Consider the following 19,355-nt stretch of genomic DNA (forward strand, 5'->3'; position numbering starts at 1 on the left):
CGGTGATGTGTCGTACCCCACACTGGGTGGCGGTGCCTGAGCCCTCGGAGCTGCCCCCGCCCCCGACCGGCAGCGATCACCCTGGAGGTCGCCCCGTGCAGACCCAGACCCTGACCGAGACCCATACCGACGCCGTCGCGGCAGTCCTCGCGACCGCGGTCGAGCAGGTGCCCGCGCAGGGCCTGCCCGCTGGGCACCCCGACGCCCTGCCGGGCAGTCTGATCGAGGAGGCCGTCGAACCTCCGGAGCCCCCTCGGCGCACCGGACGCGGCGCGGACACCGGCGGCCCGTCCTCCGACCTGTTCCGCCAGTACCTGCGGGAGATCGGCCGCATCCCGCTGCTGACCGCCGCGGAGGAGGTCGAGCTCGCCCGCCGGGTCGAGGCCGGTCTCTTCGCGGAGGAGAAGCTCGCGAACACCCCGGACCCGGACTCGCAGCTGGCCGTCGACCTCGACCGGCTCGTCGTCATGGGACGGATGGCCAAACGGCGTCTCATCGAGGCGAACCTCCGCCTCGTCGTCTCCGTCGCCAAACGGTACGTCGGCCGCGGCCTGACCATGCTCGACCTCGTCCAGGAGGGGAATCTCGGCCTGATCAGGGCGGTGGAGAAGTTCGACTACGCCCGCGGCTACAAGTTCTCCACGTACGCGACGTGGTGGATCCGCCAGGCCATGTCCCGCGCCCTCGCCGACCAGGCCCGCACCATCCGGGTGCCCGTCCATGTCGTCGAACTGATCAACCGCGTGGTGCGGGTCCAGCGCCGGATGCTGCAGGAACGGGGCTACGAGCCCACACCGGAAGAGGTCGCCACCCACCTCGAACTGACCTCGGAGCGGGTCAGCGAGGTGCTGAGGCTGGCGCAGGAGCCGGTGTCCCTGCACGCCCCGGTGGGCGAGGAGGACGACGTCGCCCTCGGCGACCTCATCGAGGACGGCGACGCGGCGTCCCCGGTCGAGTCCGCCGCGTTCCTGCTGCTGCGCGAACACCTGGACGCGGTGCTGTCCACGCTGGGCGAGCGCGAACGCAAGGTGGTCCAGCTGCGCTACGGCCTGGACGACGGCCGCCCCCGCACGCTCGAGGAGATCGGCCGCCTGTTCGGAGTGACCCGCGAACGCATCCGCCAGATCGAGTCGAAGACCCTCAACAAGCTCCGCGACCACGCGTTCGCGGACCAACTCCGCGGCTACCTCGACTGACCGGTGCCTGCGCCCCGGACCCCGCGCCGCCGTCGGCGGTGTGGGGTCCGGGGGGGCGGAGTCCCCGGGCCCTCCCGTCACTCCACCTCCACCACCGCCTGCGCGAACTGCGCCGAATACAGCCGCGCATACGCCCCGTCCGCCGCCAACAGTTCCTCGTGCGTGCCCTGTTCGACGATCGACCCGTCCTCCATCACCAGGATCACGTCCGCGTCCCGGATGGTCGAGAGCCGGTGCGCGATCACGAAGCTCGTCCGCCCGTGCGCGAGCCGCGCCATCGCCTTCTGGATCAGCACCTCCGTGCGGGTGTCGACGGAGCTCGTCGCCTCGTCCAGCACCAGGATCACCGGATCGGACAGGAACGCCCGCGCGATGGTGATCAGCTGCTTCTCGCCCGCGCTGACGCCCGAACCCTCGTCGTCGATGACGGTGTCGTAGCCGTCGGGCAGCGTGCGGACGAACCGGTCGGCGTGCGCGGCCCGCGCCGCCTCCTCGATCTCCTCGCGAGTGACCTCACGAGAGGCCCCGTACGCGATGTTCTCCGCGATGGTGCCCCCGAACAGCCAGGTGTCCTGGAGCACCATGCCTATCTGGGAACGCAGGTCCTCGCGGGACATCTTGGCGACGTCGACGCCGTCGAGCGCGATCCGCCCGCCGGTCACCTCGTAGAACCGCATCAGCAGATTGACCAGCGTGGTCTTGCCCGCACCGGTCGGGCCGACGATCGCGACGGTGTGCCCCGGCTCGACGGCGAGCGACAGGTCCTCGATGAGGGGCTTGTCGGGGTCGTAGCGGAACGACACCTTCTCCAGCGAGACCTGGCCGCGGGGCCGCTCGAGCCGCTCCGCGGACGGAGCGTCCGTCTCCTGCTCCTCGGCGTCCAGCAGCTCGAAGATCCGCTCGGCGGACGCGACGCCCGACTGGACCAGGTTCGCCATCGAGGCGACCTGGGTCAGCGGCATCGAGAACTGCCGCGAGTACTGGATGAACGCCTGCACATCACCGATCGACAGCGAACCGGACGCGACCCGAAGACCGCCGACGACCGCCACCAGCACATAGTTCAGGTTGGAGATGAAGAACATCAGCGGCTGCATCATGCCGCTGTTGAACTGCGCCTTGAACCCGGCCTCGTACAGCGCCTCGTTCTGCTCGGCGAAGCCCCGCGCCGACTCCTCCTGGCGACCGAAGACCTTCACCAGCGAGTGGCCGGTGTACATCTCCTCGATATGGGCGTTGAGAGCGCCCGTCGACTTCCACTGCGCCACGAACTGCGGCTGCGACCGCTTGCCCACCTTCGCCGCCACGAAGACGGACACGGGCACCGTCACCAGCGCGACCAGCGCCAGCAGCGGTGAGATCCAGAACATCATGGCCAGCACACCGACGATGGTCAGCAGCGAGTTGATCATCTGACCCATCGTCTGCTGCAGGGTCTGCGAGATGTTGTCGATGTCGTTGGTGGCCCGGCTGAGCACCTCGCCGCGCTTGGCCTTGTCGAAGTACGACAGCGGCAGCCGCGACAGCTTCGCCTGCACGTCCTCGCGCATCCGGTACACGGTGCGGTTGATGACCGTGATCGACAGTCGCGTCGCCACCAGCATCGTCAGTCCGGCGGCCACGAACACGGCCAGGGCCAGCAACAGGACGTCGCCGACGGCGTTGAAGTCGATGCCCTCGCCGGGGACGAACTCCACACCGGAGAGCATGTCCGCGAGACCCTCGTCGCCGCTGCGCCGCATGCCCTCCAGTGCCTGTTCCTTGGAGGTGCCCGCCGGTATCTGCCGACCGACGATCCCGGCGAAGATCAGGTCGGTCGCCCGGCCGAGGATCTTCGGCCCGACCACCGCGAAGGCGACGCTCAGCACACCGGCCGCGAGCATCACCCACAGCGTCGCCCGCTCGGGCGCGAGCTGCCGCAGCAGTCGCTTGCCCGAGCCCTTGAAGTCCATCGATCGCTCGACGGGACCCGTCATCATGCGTCCACCCGGCCCGCTCATGCGGCCTCAGCCTCCGTCAGCTGCGAGAGCACGATCTCTCGGTACGTCTCATTGCTCTCCATCAGCTCGTGATGGCTTCCGGTCCCCACGACCCTGCCCTCGTCGAGGACCACGATCCGGTCCGCGTCGCGGATCGTCGACACCCGCTGGGCGACGATCACGACCGTCGCGCCCGACGTCTCGCGGGCGAGCGCCTCACGCAGCGCCGCGTCCGTGGCGTAGTCGAGTGCCGAGAACGAATCGTCGAAGAGATAGATCTCCGGCCGCTGGACGAGCGTCCTCGCGATCGCGAGCCGCTGGCGCTGCCCGCCGGACACGTTCGTGCCGCCCTGGGCGATGGGGGCGTTGAGCCCGCCCTCCAGACCGCGTACGAAGTCGGCCGCCTGCGCCGTCTCGAGCGCCTGCCACAGTTCTTCGTCGCTCGCGTCGGGCTTGCCGTAGCGGAGGTTGGTCGCCACGGTCCCGGAGAAGAGGTACGGCTTCTGCGGCACGAGACTCACGGTCCTCGCCATCAGCGCCGGCTCGAGCTCCCGCACGTCGACCCCGTCGACGAGCACCTCGCCGCCCGTCACGTCGAACAGCCGCGGCACCAGGCCGAGCAGTGTCGACTTGCCGCTGCCCGTGGAGCCGATGATCGCGGTCGTCTCGCCCGGGCGTGCCACCAGGTCGACGCCCCGCAGCACCGACTCCTCGGCACCGGGGTAGCGGAAGTCGACGCCCCGTATCTCCAGCTGACCACGGCTGCGCAGCTCCGTCACCGGCGCGAGCGGCGGCACCACGCTCGAGTCGGTGTCCAGCACCTCCTGGATGCGCTCCGCGCACACCTCGGCGCGCGGCACCATCATGAACATGAAGGTGGCCATCATCACGGCCATCACGATCTGCATCAGATAGGCGAGGAACGCGGTCAGCGCGCCGATCTGTATGGCGCCGCTGTCGATGCGCTGCGCGCCGAACCAGACGACGGCGACCGAGGAGACGTTCACGACCGTCATCACGGTCGGGAACATCAGCGCCATCAGCCGGCCGGTGGACATCGAGACGTCGGTCAGCTCCTGGTTCGCCTCGCGGAAGCGCCCCTTCTCGTACTCGTCCCGTACGAAGGCCCGGATCACGCGGTTGCCGGTGATCTGCTCGCGCAGCACCCGGTTCACCGTGTCGAGCCGCTCCTGCATGGTGCGGAACAGCGGCCGCATCTTCTTCACGATCAGCGAGACGCAGATGCCGAGCACCGGCACGACCGCGAGCAGCACCGCCGACAGCGGCACGTCCTGGCCGAGCGCCATCACGATGCCGCCGACGCACATGATCGGCGCCGACACCATCAGGGTGAACGCCATCAGCACCAGCATCTGGACCTGCTGGACGTCGTTGGTGGTGCGGGTGATGAGCGACGGCGCCCCGAAGTGGCCGACCTCGCGGGCGGAGAAGCTCTGCACCCGGCCGAAGATGTCGGCACGGACGTCCCGGCCGAGCGCGGCAGCCGTCCGCGCCCCGTAGAACACGGCCCCGATGTTGCAGAGCACCTGGACGACGCTGACGCCGATCATCAGGGCGCCGAGGGCCAGGATGTAGCCGGTGTCGCCCTTGACGACACCGTTGTCAATGATGTCCGCGTTCAGGGTGGGCAGATAGAGGGTGGCGCTGGTCTGCAGCAGTTGCAGCGCCACCAGGAAGCCAATGGGTTTCTTGTACGGACTGAGATAGGTCCGCAGCAGTCGTATCAGCACGCGCTGTCTCTCGGGCTCGGCAAGATCGGGGGTCACCCCATCTTCCGACACCGGGTCGGTAAAACCCCAAGAGTTTTCCCCAAGCGCCGGTCAAGAACAGCTGGTACGACCGCGCGTCACGACGTGGCGTCGAACGCCCCGGGGTGGATCTGGTCCCGCGTCGCGCCGTACTGCTGACGCACCGCCTGTCCGACCGCCAGTTCCTCGCCCGGCTCGAACACCTGCGCCGCGGCGCCCTGCCAGGCCGGCGGGGCCTGCGGGGACAGCGTCCCGTGCGCGACGCCCAGCGCCCACGCCGCCTGCCGGGCCGCGCCCAGGGCAGCGTAGTCGGCCGGCTGCGGCACGACGACCTGCGCGCCGAAGATCGCCGGTGCGAGCGCCTGCACGGCGGGCAGCTCGGCGGCCGCCCCCAGCAGGAACACCCGGCGCACCTCCACGCCCCGCCGGCGCAGCACGTCCATCGCGTCCGCCAGCGAGCAGAGCATGCCCTCGAACGAGGCCCGCGCCATGTGCTCAGGCTTCATCGACTCGCGCCGCAGACCGGTCAGCGTGCCCGCGGTGTGCGGCAGCTGCGGTGTCCGCTCGCCCTCCAGGTACGGCAGCAGCACCAGCCCGGACGAGCCGGGCGTCGACTTCAGGGCCAGCGTCGAGAGCTCGGAGAGGTCGGCGACGCCCAGCAGTTCCGCGCTGCCGCGCAGGGCCCGCACGGCGTTGAGGGTGTGCACCACCGGCAGATGCATCCCGGTCGCGTCGGCGAACGAGGTGATCGTCCCGCTCGGGTCGGGCAGCGCCTCGTGGTGCACGGCCATCACGGAACCGGACGCCCCCAGCGACACCACCGCGTCCCCGACGGCCACCCCGAGACCGAAGGCCGCCGCCATCGTCTCGCCGGTGCCCGCCGAGATCAGCAGCCCTTCCGGTGTGGTGCCCGCGGCTTCCGCTGGGCCGAGCACCTCGGGAAGCGCGCACTGCTGCCCGAGCGCCAGCTCGACGAGATCGGAGCGGTACGCCCCTGTGCCGGCCGACCAGTAGCCGGTGCCGGACGCGCCGCCGCGGTCCGTGGTCCTGCGGGCCGGGCGGCCCAGCAGCTGCCACACCAGCCAGTCGTGCGGCTGCATCACGGCGGCGACGCGACGTGCCGCGTCCGGCTCCGTGCGGGCGAGCCAGCGGAGCTTCGCCACCGGCTGCCCGGACTGCGGCACCGAACCGACCGCTTCCGCCCATGCCTGCCGGCCGCCGAGGGCGTCGATGAGATCGGCCGCGGCGGCCTGCGCCCGCTTGTCGTTGCCGAGCAGGGCCGGGCGCACCGGAGCGCCCTGGGCGTCCAGTGTGATCAGGCCGTGCTGCTGCGCGGAGACCCCGATCGCCTGGACGCCCTCGAGCAGGCCGCCGGTGGCCGCCTCGCCGAGCGAGAGCAGCCACGCCTGCGGATCGATGTCGGTGGCCTTGGGTTCGAGGGGGTGCGGCGCACACCCCTGACGCAGCACGGCTCCCGTGTCCGCGTCGCAGACGACGATGCGCGTGAACCCAGACGAACTGTCCAACCCGGCGACTATCCCCATGTCCGGAATTCTGCCGTACGCGGGCGGTGCCCGGCGTCACGCCTGCCGGGCACCGTGACCGGCCGCCTCAGGTGTTGGTCGTTCCCCAGTCGTCCTCGGCGTTGCCGCCGCCCCGCTCCCGGAGCGCCCGCACCCGGTCCGCCACCGTGTCGGGAACCCGGTCGCCGACCTTGTCGCTGACCGCGTGGAAGGCTTTGCCCGCCGCTTCGCGGCCGTTGTGGGCGGCGGACTCGGCGGCGTTGCGGACCGCCGGGTTCTGCGAGATCTGTCGCGCGGACTTCTTGAGCTGCTCGTAGCGCTCGCGCCCGGCTCGTGTCCCGAGCACGAAGCCGATGGCCAGTCCCGCGACGAACGTGAGCTTGTACCGCATGGGTGACACCCTTCCGTTGCGTCGGTGCTGCCCGCCTACCCGTCGGGACCTGTGATCACCCGGCGCCATACCGATTGGCGGAGCACCCCCCTGGTTGCGCTAATGTATGTGTCGCAGCGAGCGCACGCCCCCTGGGACGCCCCGGGTAGGTACGTTCGGTGCACACGCAGCAATCCCCTGTAGCTCAATTGGCAGAGCAGCCGGCTGTTAACCGGCAGGTTACTGGTTCGAGTCCAGTCGGGGGAGCGCGATCCCCTGTAGCTCAATTGGCAGAGCATTCGGCTGTTAACCGGAGGGTTGCTGGTTCGAGTCCAGCCGGGGGAGCAGATGGGAAGAGGGCCCCTCGGGGCCCTTTTTCATGTGCGCGTACGGGAGCCCGGACAACGCGTTCGGTGTGTTCCCGGCTACATCCGGAACCGCGTGGGCCGCAGCGAAGTCCTCATGGTCGAGCGTTGTCGACCATGCGAGGCAGGAGATCGTATGACCGGCTATGCTGCGGCAGACGGCGCGCACAAATGTGCGCGACGCGCCGTTAGGGGCGGTAGCTCAGCCGGTTAGAGCAGCGGACTCATAATCCGTCGGCCGTGGGTTCGAGTCCCACCCGCCCCACAGCGACACGCCGCAGGTTCACCCGTTTGACCTGGGCGTACAGGTAGACCCCCGCTTCGGCGGGGGTCTTTCTGTTTGCTCCAAGATCGTTAGCTCGCCCAATGCTCGCCCGAACCGTCGGGGAAGTTCACGGGCCCTTCCTCGAACGGCGGGTTCGCACACGGCCGTGATTCGGCAGGGTAGGACGCTCCCGGACTGGGCGGCTCGCGGGAGCACGCGGCGCCGTGTGTCGTACGCCACGCATGGGAGGTGTTCGGCCCATCGGTTGGCGTACCAGGGCGGTTGTGACGCCTGGCCACCGAAATGGAAGAGGGGCCCCGGTCGGCGTTCGGGGCCCCTCAGTTTGATCTATGGCTGCCGTAGTGGGCTGTTCCGAATGGGGGTGGGGCGTGTGCTTCCACGTACATCACCTCCCGGGGGTCGGTTAGCTGGCGAGGCAGAGGCCGAGCACGGGCAAACCGAGGACACAGACTTCGGCATGGGTGGATGGTGCCGGGGGAGAGGGCTTCGGGGTGGGGGCGGTGGTGGTCGGGGGCTTCGAGGGAGTCGGGCTTGTGGTGCCCGGAAGGTCCGGCGCCGGCGTGGGGGTCGGCGCCGGCGTCATGCGCCGGTCCGGCGTCGTGGTCGGCACCGTGCTCGTCCCGTCGCTGCCTCCGGTGGCGCTGAGGACCTGCCCTTCCTTCTGGAGGAGGGGTGCAGCGCCGCCCTCCTTGTAGGTCGTGGTGTGCTGAGCCGCGTTGGTCGCCTGAATCTCCACCACTGCGGGTCGTTCACGCCGACCCGGCTCCTTGGTCCCTCTCGGATCGACTTCCGTCGCGGTCGCGGTGGCGCCCGGTTTCTGGGCGTTGGTCGCGCCTGAACTGTCACCGGAGGCCACTACGAGGACGACTACGGCGGTCCCGGCTACGGCAACAGTCGTAGCTGCCGCTGTTGCAGCGAGACGCCGGTGGCCCTTCCAGGCGGATTGACACCGGTCACCGATGCATGCGAGTGCGGACGCCACCCCTCCTCCGCAGAGCAGAGTGAGGTGGCCCTTTTGGCGCGCGCGGCCCTCTTCACGGCAGTCCACTTCGACCGTGGGGTCGCGAAGGTGAGTCTGCGTCAGGGCGGCGATCTTCTGCGCGGTGAGTTCGGCGCGCAGTTCGTTGATGAGTTGCGTGTGCTTCACGTGGGACCGGTACAGGAGAAAGATCGCGAAGACCGCAGCTCCAAGAACTCCGGCTATCAGCACGTCTGTCACATGCGCCCCCTAGGTTCAGGTTCTACCTGTCCAAGAGGTCATCATGTACCTGACACGGGCATATTTTCCACTAAGCGGAACAGTGGATGTACGCAACGTAACGATCCTGTGACATCTGTCAACTCGCTTGACGCTCCTGACCGTGCGTTCGGTCGGTCGAGCGATTGGGTTCCCCCCGGCCGACGCGCCGCAGCACCTCGTCCTGCGCTTCGGGCGGGAGAGTGGCCAACAGGGTGGCGATGGCGTCGATGGTCGGGTCGTTCGCGTAACTCCCCGACGCTGTCGATGGCTTGCGCGTCGCCCTGAGCTCTTGGGCGGCGTCCTCGCGGCCTGCCTCGGCTAGTTCCTCGGGGCTGACGCCCACAACCTGGGCCATGCGGGCGAGGGTCTCGGCCGGCGCTCGGACAGGGATGTAGGCCCCGCTGACCGACTGGTAGCCGCTGACGATCTGGCGCCAGCGCGCATCGCTCAGGCCCGCCTGGCTCGCTGCCTTGCGGGCGGACATGCGGGTTCTCTTGAGCGCCTCTGCGATGAGCGCGGCCTCAAGTGGGGGGGCAGGTCGCGAACTCGAATTCATGCGGGCAGCTTCGCACGACTACGCGCTACTGCGCTAGCGGCCCCGTGGTGGGTGGCGTGTTGGGGGCGCGCGAGCGCGTAGTTTCACGCCTCCCCAGTACTACTACGCACTTCCTTGCACTACGCGCTACTACGCGCTAGTTTCGAATCATGAACCACCCGCGCAAGCGGCGCCGTAAAGGTGCCCCTTTTAACCATGCGCCGGAGGCCGTGACGTACGCCCGCGAGAAAGCGGGTCTCACCAAACGGGCCCTGGCCGCGAAGTGCGGAATCAGCGAGCAACTGATGGGAGACATCGAGGCGGGTCGGCGTAACGCCACCCCCGAGACCCTGCTCAAGTTCGCGGCCGCGCTCAACTGCCCCGTGGTCGTCCTGGAGGCGAAGCGCGTAACTGCCGCCAGCGACGTGACCAGTGGGGTCCGCGAGGGGGGTGAGACCCCCAACTCCGCGCCGATTTTGGCGAGTTCTGATCCCCAGTCAGGGGACTTTCGCGCCGCGTGAGAGCGGCGGACGGGGCCGACCGGACCGTGCCGGGTCCGACCAGCCCCGCCAACCCAGTCACCTCAACCCCAGTGAATCGAGGGACCGTGACCGCACACTCTAACCCCCAAGCCAGCGCCGCCACGGCGCTGAGCCAGCTCCTCACGGAGCACCCCGAGATCGCCGATTTGACGTGGTCGATCACCACGCTCGGCGTCCTCGAAGGCGAGCAGCACGCCGAGACCGGCCACGGCCAGGTCGTTGACGACTGCGCGCAGATCCTCGGCGGCACCGCCGCCCACACCGTCCTGACCCGGGCCGGTGACCGGCTGGGACTGGCCCAGCTCACCACCACCTGGCGCGACGTGCCGGTGCACGTGTGGGCGAGCTACCCCGAGGCCCCCCTCGGGGGTGCCCGGTGAGCGCCCTGATCCTGGCCGCCATGGCCGCTTGCTTCGTCCTGCTGGTGGCCTCCGTGGTGGCGTACCGCCACTCGACGGCCGTCCTGGAGCCGGACCACGCCGAGGACTGCCAGCACTGCGCGGTACTGCGCCACCCGTCGCAGAGGGCCGCCTTCGTGGCCCTGTCCTCCCTCCCGCATGCGAGGGAGGGGCAGTGATGCGAGGTTCAACGCATCGGGCCGTGTCCGACCACGCCGCCGTGGCGGCCGCCGCTCGCGCCCAGCGCGGCACGTGGATGCTCGCCGGCCTCTACCCCAGCAGCATGACCGCCAAGGGTGTCGCCCAGCAGATCCAGCGAGGCAGCGACAAGTACCGCGCGTACCTGCCTGGCGGCGACTTCGAGGCGTACGCCGCCCGCGCCGGTGAGGACGAGGCGGTGTGGATCCGGTACGTCGCCGGCGATGTACCGGTGGAGCCGCTGCCGGACCGCATGACCGTACGGGTTCGGCACGACGGGGACGGCTCCGGGTACGAGGGCGCGGGCGTGATCACCGTGACCATCTCCACCCTGTGCCCGAACTGCGGCGGCCCGCGCGGCTGGGACGCCGTCACTCCCCACCGCTTCCACCACGACGGCGCGTATCTGGTCGTGGACCGGTGGTCCAACCCGTGCGGCCACGCGGACGTGTACGAGGCCGTCGTCAAGGAGTCCCGGGAGCGCCGGTTCCTGCCGCCGACCGACGGCACCCCTGCCCTCCAGCCGCACGACAGGACCGGCCCGGTGGCCGTGGTCCTGGCCGCGGCCCGTGAACGGCGAGCGATGCACGCCAAGCAGGCCGCTCAGGTGCTGGAGGACCACGGCTACGGCAACGCCGCCGTGCTCGTGCGCACCGAGCTGACCAAGCGCAGGGGCCACATGTCCGCCCGGCAGGCCGCGACCTTCCTGACCGCCGTCGCCTCGCCCGCAGTCTCCGTCCGCACCATCACGAACACGAGGGACCACGCGTGACCATCACCACCACCGAGCGGTCCGGGGCCCAGGCCCCGGCCGCCGGTCGGCCCGATGCGCCGACCGCTCGCCTGCTGCTCCCCGCCACCGCCTCCGCCGACCAGTGGCACGAGGTGCGCCGCTCCGGGATCGGCGGCTCGGATGTCGCCGCGATCCTCGGCCTGGACAAGTACCGGGGGCCGCGCCACGTCTACGAGGCCAAGCACGGCCGGGACACCGAGGCCGACAACGAGGCGATGGAGTTCGGCCGAGAGCTGGAGGACGTCATCGCCCGCAGCTTCTCCCGCCGCGCGAACGTCCCGATCGTCACCCCGCCCGGCACCCTCGTCCACAACGAGCACCCGTGGATGCTCGCCAACGTCGACCGCTACGCGCTGGACGAGGCGGGCGCCGTCGTGGCCCCGGTCGAGTGCAAGAACAGGTCGGAGTACCAGGCTGACGACTGGGAGGAAGGCGTCCCCGACTCCCCGGCGATCCAGGCCCATTGGTACATGGCTGTGGGCGGCTGGGACTACGCATGGGTCGCGGCCCTCATCGGCGGGAACCGGCTGCGCTACCACCGGCTGGAGCGCGACGAGGAGCTGATCGGCTACCTCGTCCAGCACTGCGGCGACTGGTACCAGCGCCACGTGGTCGAGGGATTCCCGCCGCCGGCCGATGGCCTGGAGGCCACGAAGGAACTGCTGGGCCGCCTGTGGGTCGCCAAGCCCGAGGACATCGTGGAAGTCGACCTGGAGCGGGCTCGCGCGCTGCGCGCCCAGCGTGCCCGCCTCACGGACCAGATCAAGGCCCTGAACACGGAACTCACCACGGTGGAAAACGAGATGCGGCTGATGGCCGAGTCCGCCGAGATCGCGAAGGTCGGCAACGCCGTGGCCTGGACCTGGAAGCAGAACAGCACCTTCGCCCCGAAGCGCTTCCGCGAGGAGCAGCCGGAACTGGCCGCGAAGTACATGCACACCGTCGAGGTGCTCGACACCGACCGGCTCAAGGCCGACCACCCCACCGTCTACCGCCAGTACCGCGCACGTCAGCTGCGCGTGCCCGCGAAGGAGCTGTGACATGGCGAGCAGCCTCAAGGATCGAGTGAAGGCCGCCACCGCGCACGGCACCGGGCCGGTCGGCTCGGCCCTGGACGACGTGCAACACGACCGGACGCCGGACGGCGAGGGCGAGCAGGGCGCCGGCCACCCGGACGGTGCCGAGGGCGTCATGGAGTGGCTGCGCCGATACGAGGAGCACTTCAACGAGGCCCTGCCCTCCCACTTGGAGACCGGGCCGTTCTTCGCCGCCGTGCGCGCCGTCCTGCCCTCGCTCAGCCGGTGCACCCCGGCGTCCAAACTCCAGGCCCTGCTGACCTGTGCGCGGTTCGGCTTGATCCCGGACGGTCAGCAGGCCGTCATCACCGCGTCCGGGAACGTGGCCACGTTCATTCCGACCTACCGGGGTTACGTCGAGCTGATGTACCGGTCCGGCCGGGTGGAGTCGGTCCACGTGCTGATGATCCACGAGCACGAGGAGTGGAGCTACGAGCCCACCGCCCCGTACCCGCTGGACTTCACGCACAAGCCGCGGCCGGACCTGTCGAAGGCCGAGCGCGGCGAGGCAAAACTGGCCTACGCGTTCTGCCGGATGAAGGGTGGCGGCCGGTCCCAGGTGGTCCTGCTCAACCGGGAGGACGCCCAGGAGATCCGCGACGAGTACAGCGAGGCGTACCGACGCGCGGAGGAGTCCGGCGCGCGGGACTCCTTCTGGCACCTCCGCTTTGACGACATGTGGTTGAAGTCGGCGATCCGCCGCCTGGAGAAGGTCGTGCCGACCTCGGCGGAGCTGCGCGCACTCGGCGCCGTCGAGGACGCCGGCGACGCCGGACAGCTCCAGATCCTCCAAGCCCCGGACCCGGAGACGGCCGCGCTGGTCGCGGAGGCGGAGCGAGCGCACCGAGCCGCCGAGGCACCCCAGTTGATCGCCGTCCAGCCGCTGCCCGTCAAGGGCAAGGGTCGGGGCCGGTCCAAGCCCAAGAAGAACCGGGGCGGTCGCCGGTGATACCGGCCCCTCGCCCCTTCCCTGTGGGGACTCGTCACGGCCGCCCGGCCGTGGCGGGCCCCCCGGGGTCCGGTCTCTGCACGTCGGAAGGAACGGCATGAGCTGGCATCGGAAGCCCTTTTGCGGCTTCGACCTTGAGACTTCCGGGACCGACCCGGAGCACGACCGCATCGTCACCGCCTCGGTCGTCCACTACGGCGGCGGGCAGCCCACCACCGGACGGACGTGGCTGGCGGACCCGGGTGTCGACATCCCCGCCGGGGCGACCGCCGTGCACGGCGTCACGACGGAGTACGCCCGCTCTGCGGGGCGCCCGGCCCCGGACGTGATCGCGGAGATCACCGACGCGCTGGCCGAGGCCGCGGACGCTGGCGTGCCCATCGTCGCCATGAACGCGCAGTTCGACCTGACCATGCTGGACCGGGAGGCACGGCGCCACGGCGTGCGTCCGCTGGTCGAGCGCGCTGCCCCGCGCGTGCTGGACCCGCGAGTCCTGGACAAGAAGGTGGACCGGTTTCGCAAGGGCGGCCGGACCCTGACCGACCTGTGCCGGCACTACGTGGTGCAGCTCGACAACGCGCACACGGCCCAGGCCGACGCGGTCGCGGCGTGCGCCGTGACGTGGAAGCTCGCCAACCGGCACCGGTGGCTCACGCGCATGGAGCTGGGGCACCTCCACCAGGAGCAAGTTCACTGGGCGCGCGAGCAGGCCGAAGGGCTGCGGGACTACTTCGCCAGAACGGACGGCAAGGAGCATCTTGCCGCGAGCGTCCGGCTGGACTGGCCACTGATCCCGACCGCGCTGGCGGAGGTGCGGTCATGAGCCGTATGTCCCGCCGCGCCGCGCGGCAGGTGGCTGCCGCTGAGGCCGCCGCCCAGGTGTGCCAGGTCGAGAACGAGCGGCTCCGCGCCGAGAAGACCGCATTGAGCCGTGAGGCCGAGGCACTGCGCATCCAGCTCCGCGAGACCTCCCGCCTGCTGTACCTCGCCGAGGGCGCCCGGATCAGCCTGGACCGGCAGATCCGCGCTGAGCACCGCTCGCTCGACTACCTGTGCCGCGAGGCCGTCGACCGTGCCGGGACGCTCGCCCCGGTGCCGGCGAAAGGCGGTGCGTCCGGTGAGTGACCTCTACCTGATCGGCGTGAGCGTGACGGCGTGCAGTGCCGGGCTGGTGACGGCCGCGGCGTACATCGTCGCCCCGCTCGTCCAGAGCCGGCGCCACGCCCGCCGCTTCGCCCTGGCCCTCCCCGCCAACGCCGAGCCGTGCGAGTTCCACCCCTGCCCCAACGAGCACCGCACCCGGCCCCACGCCGTCCACGCCGACGGCTCCCGGAGCTGCTGGAACTGCGGGCACGACACCCCTGGAGACCAGTGACCATGACCGAGACGTTCGGCCCGGAGTACGTGCGTCCGGCCGCGAAGGTGTGCCCCAACTGCCCGTGCTGCACGGCCGCTCTTTGCGAGAAGGGCGCGACGTCCATCCTGGAGTGCTTCGGCCACACCGCGTCCAGGGACACCCTGGAGACGGTCGCCGGCTGCCCGTGCTCGTCGGAGGAGACGCAGGGCACGGCGGCCTGGCGGGCCGGGAAGCTCCGCGCGACGATGCGCGCCGAGCTCAAGCCGTTGGCGGTCGACGTGGAGGCCGCGCTGCGCGCCATCGCGGCCGGTACGGCGGTCCCCGAGCACGCCGAGCAGATGACCCCCCTGACGCAGTTGCGCTACGTCGGGTTCATCGACTCCCTCCCGGCCATCACCGAACTCGGCGCCACGTACCTCGCGGCCCGGGACGAGCCCAGGTTCACCACTCCCGTGGAGGTGGAGCTGGTCGACGTGAACGCCCGTACGGCGCGCGTGATCGTCGTGGGGTGGAGCCTGACGGAGCCGGCGACCGTGCTCCTGGACCAGCTCACCAGCGCCACCGGACTCAAGGCCGAGGAGCTGCCGGGCAAGTTCCTGGAGGCCAACGCCAACTGCTACACCGAGCACGCCGACGACCTGGTGCTCACGAACATCACCCTGGCGCCGCCGCTGCCGTCGTCCTGGACGGCCGGAGACATCCCCCTGGTACAGGACGAGACGGCCGACGCCGACCAGCCGCAGTGGCGCGTGGACGGCGTCTCGTCGGGTGGTGAGGCGTGATGGAGACCTTCCCCCTGTTCGAGGTCGAGGCACCGCCCCCGGCCCCGGTGGCCGAGGGCGAGGAGGCGACGGAGGCGACGGAGGAGCCGCCGGCGCCCGCGCTGGTGGTCGTCGTGCGCGGCCTGCCCGGTCCCCAGGGCAGTAAGCGGCACGTCGGCGGCGGCCGCATGATCGAGTCGTCCGCGAAGGTCAAGCCGTGGCGTGAGGCCGTGGTGTGGGCAGCGGTCGCGGCCCGCACAAGGAACAAGGGCTTCACGAAGCTGGACGGGCCGCTCGCGGTCGACATGGTGTTCTCCTTCGACAGGCCGAAGGGGCACATGGGCTCCGGCCGGAACGCCGGCCTCGTGCGCCCCTCGGCGCCGGTGCGCCCGCACGTCAAGCCGGACCTGAGCAAGTTGGTGCGGTCCACGGAGGACGCGCTGACGACGGCCGGGGTGTACGGGGACGACGCGCTGATCGTGGAGTACCGGCAGCTCGGGAAGCACTACACGACCGACCACGGTGTGGTGCCCGGAGTCCTCGACGGGCCCGGCTGCACCGTGCGCCTTTGGCCCATCGAGCGGCCGAAGGCGGTGGACGAGTGATCACCAGAGAGGACATCGCCGCCGCGCTGGCCGGCGCCGACCGGTCCAATCTCGCGGTCGCCCGCACCCTGGGCGTCAGCCCGGCACGCGTGCGCCGGGTCCGGGCCGCGGCCGGGGTGCCGCCGTACCAGCGCGGTCGCCGGCGCTCCTGCGAGACGTGGCAGGAGGCATTCGAGACCCGGACCGTAGCCGTCGAGGGTGGCCACCTCCACTGGACCGGGCCGACGAACGAGCACGGCACCCCGCTGCTGCGGCACGGCCTGGAGGCCGAGACCGCGTACCGGTACGCCTTCCGGATCCACCACGAGCGGGAGGCGGAGGGGAAGGTCGGCCCGTCGTGCGGCTACCCCCGGTGCGTGGCAGGTGCCCACCTCGAGGACCGCGTCCTCCGTGAGGAGCGGCGCGCCACGGAACAGCGGAAGGCGCCGCGCGGGGTGTTGGTGCCGCCGGACTGCGCGACATGGCACAGGGACGTGGACCTCGTGGCGGTCGAGCGGGTCATGCGGGGGGACCACCCGCTGCCGGAGTTGACCGAGGTCGAGCAGCGGTACGCCGTGGTCGTGATGACTCGCGACGCCGGCCTGGGCGCGGAGGAGATCGCGGAGCGGCTCGGCATCGCGGAGCGCACGGTCACCCGGTGGCGGGATGAGGCGGGGCTGACCAATGACCGCCCTTGACCTCCTGATCGTCGTGGACGTGTTCATCACGGTGGCGACCACGGCGCCGCTGTGGGGCCCAGCGCTCGCCGTCCTGCTCGCGGCCGCCACTTGGTGGCGGCTGCGCCCGACCGGCCGTCACCGCAGCGGCCGGCCTCCCCTGCGGACAACCGTCCGGACTGCTGTCCGTGAGGTTGTCCGCCACGTCGCGGACACCGGCCCGGACCCGGCCGCGAACGATGCGCTGATCTGCGCGGAGACGCGTCCGGACGTGTCCGCCGAGCACTGTCCGGCGGTGTCCGGACACGACGAGGAGGGAGAGCGCTGATGCCTCGTCCGACCCACTACGGCCCGCATCGGGCCCCGGACACCGTCGCGCGGCCGGCGCACTGGGACCGGCGTGCCGCGTGCCGTCACGAGGACCCCACGGTGTTCTTCCCGGAGGGCAGCGAGGCCGACGTCATCGCGATGACGGCCATGGCAAAGGAGATCTGCCGCGCCTGCCCGGTGTCCGGGCGCTGCCAGATCGAGGCCCTGGAGCGGCGCGAGCCGTTCGGGGTCTGGGGCGGCCTGGACGAGCACGAGCGGGCGGAGATCCTGCGCCGGGCAGCCGAGCACGCCGCCGCCCGCTTCAAGGAGGAGGCCGCGGCGAAGGAGGCGGCCGATGCCCAGGCGCCGGCTCCAGCAGCAGCCTGACCCCCCGCCCGGGGGGCTCCTGGACTGGACGGACTCCCGGCACTGGAGCCAGCAGGCCCGCCCCTGCCGGTACTGCGGGGAGCCCACCCAACTCCGGGACTCCCAGCGCAAGGCGGCGCACAAGACGTGTGCCGAGGCCGCCCTGAACCAGCAGCACCAGGACATGGCCGCGGCCTACGAGAACGAACGACTGACCTGACCAACACCACCCCGAGAACGGAGCCCTCGTGGCGATCACCGAGAAAGAGATCCGTACCCGCTTCGCGCCGCCGGCGGCCGACGAGGCGCGGACGGCCATAAAGGCCCGACTGGCAGCGGCGGCACAGGAGTTCGCCCTGCTGGTCCACGAGCTGGTGCCGGGGTCGCGCGAGGAGTCCGAGGCGATCTCGTCCGTGGAGCTCGCGTTGTGGTGGGCCCAGGCCGGAGTGGACCGCCGTGTCCAGCCTCGCGCCCAGACCCCACGGCTCGCGCCCGCCGAGGCGGAGGCCGCCTGCCTCGCCGCCATGGTCGAGGCGGACATCGCGTCTGCACCCGGGCGGGTGTGATGGCCCTGGTGCTCACCGGGCTCGGCCCCGGCGACGTCGCGGAGGCAGTGGAGTGCCTGATCGCGTGCGCGGAGAGGTCCACGGACCCGGAGCTGTGCGCGTACAGACGGCACCTGGCCGACCTCCTGGGCGATGCCCTGGATGCCCTGCCCACGCCCACCAGGGAGGTGGAGGAGTGATTGGCCCGGCCGGTCTGGGGCCCCTGGTGGGCGACCTCCTGGACCACCTCGTCGTCGGCGAATTCGACGGGGCCGCGGCCGTGCTGGACCACGTAGTCCAGCACGGGGACGACGCCGACGTGTACGGCCTGTGCATCGCGGCTGCCGAAGCCGTACGGACCGCGCTGCAGGAGTCTGCTCTGGACGGGCCCCTGTGCGGGCTGCTCACGGAGGGCTCGGCGCCGGCCGATCCGCACAGGCTGGCCGTGGCCCGGTTCCTGGCCGCGTACGGGCGGGGGGACCGGGAGATGACCGTTGCCCTGTTCCGCTCCGCCGCCGAGGCCGGCGACCCCCGGGTGCTCACGGAGTTCGTGTGCGCCCTGCTTGCCCTCGTGTCCGGTCTGCTGCGGGCCGGGCTCACCAACCCTTGCACCGAGAGGACTTGACCATGTCCAGCACCACCGCCCGTCTGACCACCAGCTACCGGCCCCGACTGCGGGGCGAGGACCGGGCCCGGGTCGCGCGCGAACTCGCCGAGGGGTACGACGCCGGGTCCTCGATCCGGGCCCTGGCCTCCGGGACGGACCTGTCGTACGGCACCGCGCGCACCCTGCTGCTGGAAGCCCAGGTCAAGCTGCGCGGTCGCGGCGGCTCCCGCTGACCCTGTCCGGACACCTGTCCCGCCGGTGTCCGGACACCCCTTCTTCTTCGTCCCCGGGCGCGGTCGTGTGCCCGGGGTGTTCCTCGTCCCACACGCGGAGTCTCCTCATGACCTCACTCCAGCAGCCGGATGCCGTGCGGTACTTCCACGGCGGCGTGCCCGGCCTCAACCCTGGTGACCTGCTCGCCCCGCACCGGCCCAACACCGTGGACGGCTGCCCGATCTGCGCGGCGAAAGCCGCCGGCGAGCAGCCGATCGTGCCCGGCCTGGGCAACGTGGACCCGCTCACGGAGCGGCCGGACCGCATCTACATCACCACGGACCGGGAGTACGCCCGGTTCTACGCCTCCAAGTGGTGGCTCGGGGACCTGTACGTGGTCGAGCCGTTGGGGGCGGTCGAGGAGTCGACGGAGGACCTGTTCCCCACGTGGTGCGCGCAGGGGGCGGTTGTGGTCTCGGTGGTGTCCAGGGCCGTGCGCCTGACCGACAGGCAGCGGCGGACGCTGCTGCGTCGGTGGGGCGCGCTGGAGGACGCCGTGAGGCGTGAGCGACTGCGGATCGTTCCCGGGGCCGGTCAGTGACGGGGTGGCCCGGAGACGGCCCGTAACCCATCCTAGTGTTGCAACTTGACCATGCAACATAGGAGTGCAACATTAGGCAACGAGTAGGGCGGGGCGTGTGGACGTCGCCCCGACCG

General features: G+C 70.9%; 27 protein-coding genes and 3 tRNA genes. 24 read left to right on the forward strand and 6 right to left on the reverse strand.

Annotation, left to right across the window (positions count from 1 at the left end):
* The first annotated feature begins 95 nt into the window (after positions 1-95).
* On the forward strand, positions 96-1,196 hold the full coding sequence (locus ACIPJI_RS02565) for an RNA polymerase sigma factor (RefSeq protein ID WP_189468087.1): 1,101 nt from the start codon (positions 96-98) through the stop codon (positions 1,194-1,196).
* Between the two features lie 77 nt (positions 1,197-1,273).
* On the opposite strand, the gene ACIPJI_RS02570 is transcribed toward ACIPJI_RS02565, so the two are convergent.
* The 4 genes from ACIPJI_RS02570 to ACIPJI_RS02585 all read right to left on the reverse strand — a co-directional run bounded on the left by ACIPJI_RS02570 (position 1,274) and on the right by ACIPJI_RS02585 (position 6,858).
* On the reverse strand, positions 1,274-3,196 hold the full coding sequence (locus ACIPJI_RS02570) for an ABC transporter ATP-binding protein (RefSeq protein ID WP_402244002.1): 1,923 nt from the start codon (positions 3,194-3,196) through the stop codon (positions 1,274-1,276).
* Entirely contained in the window at positions 3,193-4,926 is a 1,734-nt protein-coding gene (locus ACIPJI_RS02575; protein ID WP_356620888.1) for an ABC transporter ATP-binding protein, read from the reverse strand. Before ACIPJI_RS02575 ends, ACIPJI_RS02570 begins: the two co-directional genes overlap by 4 nt.
* Before the next feature lie 116 nt (positions 4,927-5,042).
* Positions 5,043-6,488, reverse strand: coding sequence for an FGGY family carbohydrate kinase (locus tag ACIPJI_RS02580; protein ID WP_402244004.1), 1,446 nt, complete (start codon positions 6,486-6,488; stop codon positions 5,043-5,045).
* Positions 6,489-6,555: 67 nt separating this feature from the next.
* Positions 6,556-6,858, reverse strand: a complete 303-nt coding sequence (locus ACIPJI_RS02585) for a YtxH domain-containing protein (RefSeq protein WP_356620886.1) — start codon at positions 6,856-6,858, stop codon at positions 6,556-6,558.
* Between the two features lie 173 nt (positions 6,859-7,031).
* Here ACIPJI_RS02585 and ACIPJI_RS02590 point away from each other — a divergent pair.
* The 3 genes from ACIPJI_RS02590 (at position 7,032) to ACIPJI_RS02600 (ending at position 7,467) form a co-directional block, all read left to right on the forward strand.
* A tRNA-Asn gene (locus tag ACIPJI_RS02590) sits at positions 7,032-7,104 on the forward strand.
* A gap of 5 nt (positions 7,105-7,109) precedes the next feature.
* Positions 7,110-7,182 (forward strand) — tRNA-Asn (locus ACIPJI_RS02595).
* A 211-nt stretch (positions 7,183-7,393) separates the two neighbouring features.
* Positions 7,394-7,467 (forward strand) — tRNA-Ile (locus ACIPJI_RS02600).
* Positions 7,468-7,891: 424 nt separating this feature from the next.
* Here the strand turns inward: ACIPJI_RS02600 and ACIPJI_RS02605 are convergent.
* Both ACIPJI_RS02605 and ACIPJI_RS02610 read right to left on the reverse strand, forming a co-directional pair.
* On the reverse strand, positions 7,892-8,707 hold the full coding sequence (locus ACIPJI_RS02605) for a hypothetical protein (protein ID WP_402244006.1): 816 nt from the start codon (positions 8,705-8,707) through the stop codon (positions 7,892-7,894).
* A 118-nt stretch (positions 8,708-8,825) separates the two neighbouring features.
* Entirely contained in the window at positions 8,826-9,212 is a 387-nt protein-coding gene (locus ACIPJI_RS02610) for a hypothetical protein (RefSeq protein ID WP_402244008.1), read from the reverse strand.
* Positions 9,213-9,433: 221 nt separating this feature from the next.
* Between ACIPJI_RS02610 and ACIPJI_RS02615 the strand changes: the two genes are divergently transcribed.
* From ACIPJI_RS02615 to ACIPJI_RS02710, 20 genes are all read left to right on the forward strand, one after another.
* On the forward strand, positions 9,434-9,784 hold the full coding sequence (locus ACIPJI_RS02615; protein ID WP_402244009.1) for a helix-turn-helix transcriptional regulator: 351 nt from the start codon (positions 9,434-9,436) through the stop codon (positions 9,782-9,784).
* An 86-nt stretch (positions 9,785-9,870) separates the two neighbouring features.
* On the forward strand, positions 9,871-10,185 hold the full coding sequence (locus ACIPJI_RS02620) for a hypothetical protein (RefSeq protein WP_402244011.1): 315 nt from the start codon (positions 9,871-9,873) through the stop codon (positions 10,183-10,185).
* Positions 10,182-10,382, forward strand: coding sequence for a hypothetical protein (locus ACIPJI_RS02625; RefSeq protein WP_402244012.1), 201 nt, complete (start codon positions 10,182-10,184; stop codon positions 10,380-10,382). Before ACIPJI_RS02620 ends, ACIPJI_RS02625 begins: the two co-directional genes overlap by 4 nt.
* Positions 10,383-10,405: 23 nt before the next feature.
* On the forward strand, positions 10,406-11,173 hold the full coding sequence (locus tag ACIPJI_RS02630) for a hypothetical protein (protein ID WP_402244014.1): 768 nt from the start codon (positions 10,406-10,408) through the stop codon (positions 11,171-11,173).
* On the forward strand, positions 11,170-12,234 hold the full coding sequence (locus tag ACIPJI_RS02635; RefSeq protein WP_402244016.1) for a YqaJ viral recombinase family protein: 1,065 nt from the start codon (positions 11,170-11,172) through the stop codon (positions 12,232-12,234). Before ACIPJI_RS02630 ends, ACIPJI_RS02635 begins: the two co-directional genes overlap by 4 nt.
* A 1-nt stretch (position 12,235) precedes the next feature.
* A complete protein-coding gene (locus ACIPJI_RS02640; protein ID WP_402244017.1) occupies positions 12,236-13,219 on the forward strand; it encodes a recombinase RecT in 984 nt (327 codons plus the stop codon).
* A gap of 97 nt (positions 13,220-13,316) precedes the next feature.
* On the forward strand, positions 13,317-14,042 hold the full coding sequence (locus ACIPJI_RS02645; protein WP_402244019.1) for an exonuclease domain-containing protein: 726 nt from the start codon (positions 13,317-13,319) through the stop codon (positions 14,040-14,042).
* Entirely contained in the window at positions 14,039-14,344 is a 306-nt protein-coding gene (locus tag ACIPJI_RS02650; protein WP_402244021.1) for a hypothetical protein, read from the forward strand. Before ACIPJI_RS02645 ends, ACIPJI_RS02650 begins: the two co-directional genes overlap by 4 nt.
* Positions 14,337-14,594, forward strand: a complete 258-nt coding sequence (locus ACIPJI_RS02655; RefSeq protein WP_402244022.1) for a hypothetical protein — start codon at positions 14,337-14,339, stop codon at positions 14,592-14,594. Before ACIPJI_RS02650 ends, ACIPJI_RS02655 begins: the two co-directional genes overlap by 8 nt.
* 2 nt (positions 14,595-14,596) lie before the next feature.
* Positions 14,597-15,358, forward strand: coding sequence for a hypothetical protein (locus tag ACIPJI_RS02660; protein ID WP_402244024.1), 762 nt, complete (start codon positions 14,597-14,599; stop codon positions 15,356-15,358).
* Positions 15,358-15,942: a RusA family crossover junction endodeoxyribonuclease gene (locus ACIPJI_RS02665; RefSeq protein WP_402244025.1), complete on the forward strand. Its 585-nt coding sequence runs from the start codon at positions 15,358-15,360 to the stop codon at positions 15,940-15,942. The genes ACIPJI_RS02660 and ACIPJI_RS02665 overlap by 1 nt, the downstream gene beginning before the upstream one ends.
* On the forward strand, positions 15,939-16,619 hold the full coding sequence (locus tag ACIPJI_RS02670) for a helix-turn-helix domain-containing protein (protein WP_402244027.1): 681 nt from the start codon (positions 15,939-15,941) through the stop codon (positions 16,617-16,619). The genes ACIPJI_RS02665 and ACIPJI_RS02670 overlap by 4 nt, the downstream gene beginning before the upstream one ends.
* Positions 16,606-16,926, forward strand: a complete 321-nt coding sequence (locus tag ACIPJI_RS02675; protein ID WP_402244029.1) for a hypothetical protein — start codon at positions 16,606-16,608, stop codon at positions 16,924-16,926. The genes ACIPJI_RS02670 and ACIPJI_RS02675 overlap by 14 nt, the downstream gene beginning before the upstream one ends.
* On the forward strand, positions 16,926-17,294 hold the full coding sequence (locus tag ACIPJI_RS02680) for a WhiB family transcriptional regulator (RefSeq protein WP_402244030.1): 369 nt from the start codon (positions 16,926-16,928) through the stop codon (positions 17,292-17,294). The genes ACIPJI_RS02675 and ACIPJI_RS02680 overlap by 1 nt, the downstream gene beginning before the upstream one ends.
* Positions 17,263-17,493, forward strand: a complete 231-nt coding sequence (locus tag ACIPJI_RS02685) for a hypothetical protein (protein ID WP_402244032.1) — start codon at positions 17,263-17,265, stop codon at positions 17,491-17,493. The genes ACIPJI_RS02680 and ACIPJI_RS02685 overlap by 32 nt, the downstream gene beginning before the upstream one ends.
* A gap of 28 nt (positions 17,494-17,521) precedes the next feature.
* A complete protein-coding gene (locus ACIPJI_RS02690) occupies positions 17,522-17,839 on the forward strand; it encodes a hypothetical protein (protein ID WP_402244034.1) in 318 nt (105 codons plus the stop codon).
* Positions 17,839-18,018 (forward strand): hypothetical protein, encoded by a 180-nt coding sequence (locus ACIPJI_RS02695; RefSeq protein WP_402244036.1) that lies wholly within the window; start codon positions 17,839-17,841, stop codon positions 18,016-18,018. Before ACIPJI_RS02690 ends, ACIPJI_RS02695 begins: the two co-directional genes overlap by 1 nt.
* Positions 18,015-18,443, forward strand: coding sequence for a hypothetical protein (locus ACIPJI_RS02700; RefSeq protein WP_402244038.1), 429 nt, complete (start codon positions 18,015-18,017; stop codon positions 18,441-18,443). The genes ACIPJI_RS02695 and ACIPJI_RS02700 overlap by 4 nt, the downstream gene beginning before the upstream one ends.
* Positions 18,444-18,445: 2 nt before the next feature.
* Positions 18,446-18,658: a helix-turn-helix domain-containing protein gene (locus ACIPJI_RS02705; protein ID WP_402244040.1), complete on the forward strand. Its 213-nt coding sequence runs from the start codon at positions 18,446-18,448 to the stop codon at positions 18,656-18,658.
* Positions 18,659-18,765: 107 nt separating this feature from the next.
* On the forward strand, positions 18,766-19,239 hold the full coding sequence (locus ACIPJI_RS02710) for a hypothetical protein (protein WP_402244042.1): 474 nt from the start codon (positions 18,766-18,768) through the stop codon (positions 19,237-19,239).
* Positions 19,240-19,355 lie beyond the last annotated feature (116 nt).

Source organism: Streptomyces sp. NPDC086835 (assembly GCF_044745705.1).
In the GTDB taxonomy this organism is placed as follows: domain Bacteria; phylum Actinomycetota; class Actinomycetes; order Streptomycetales; family Streptomycetaceae; genus Streptomyces.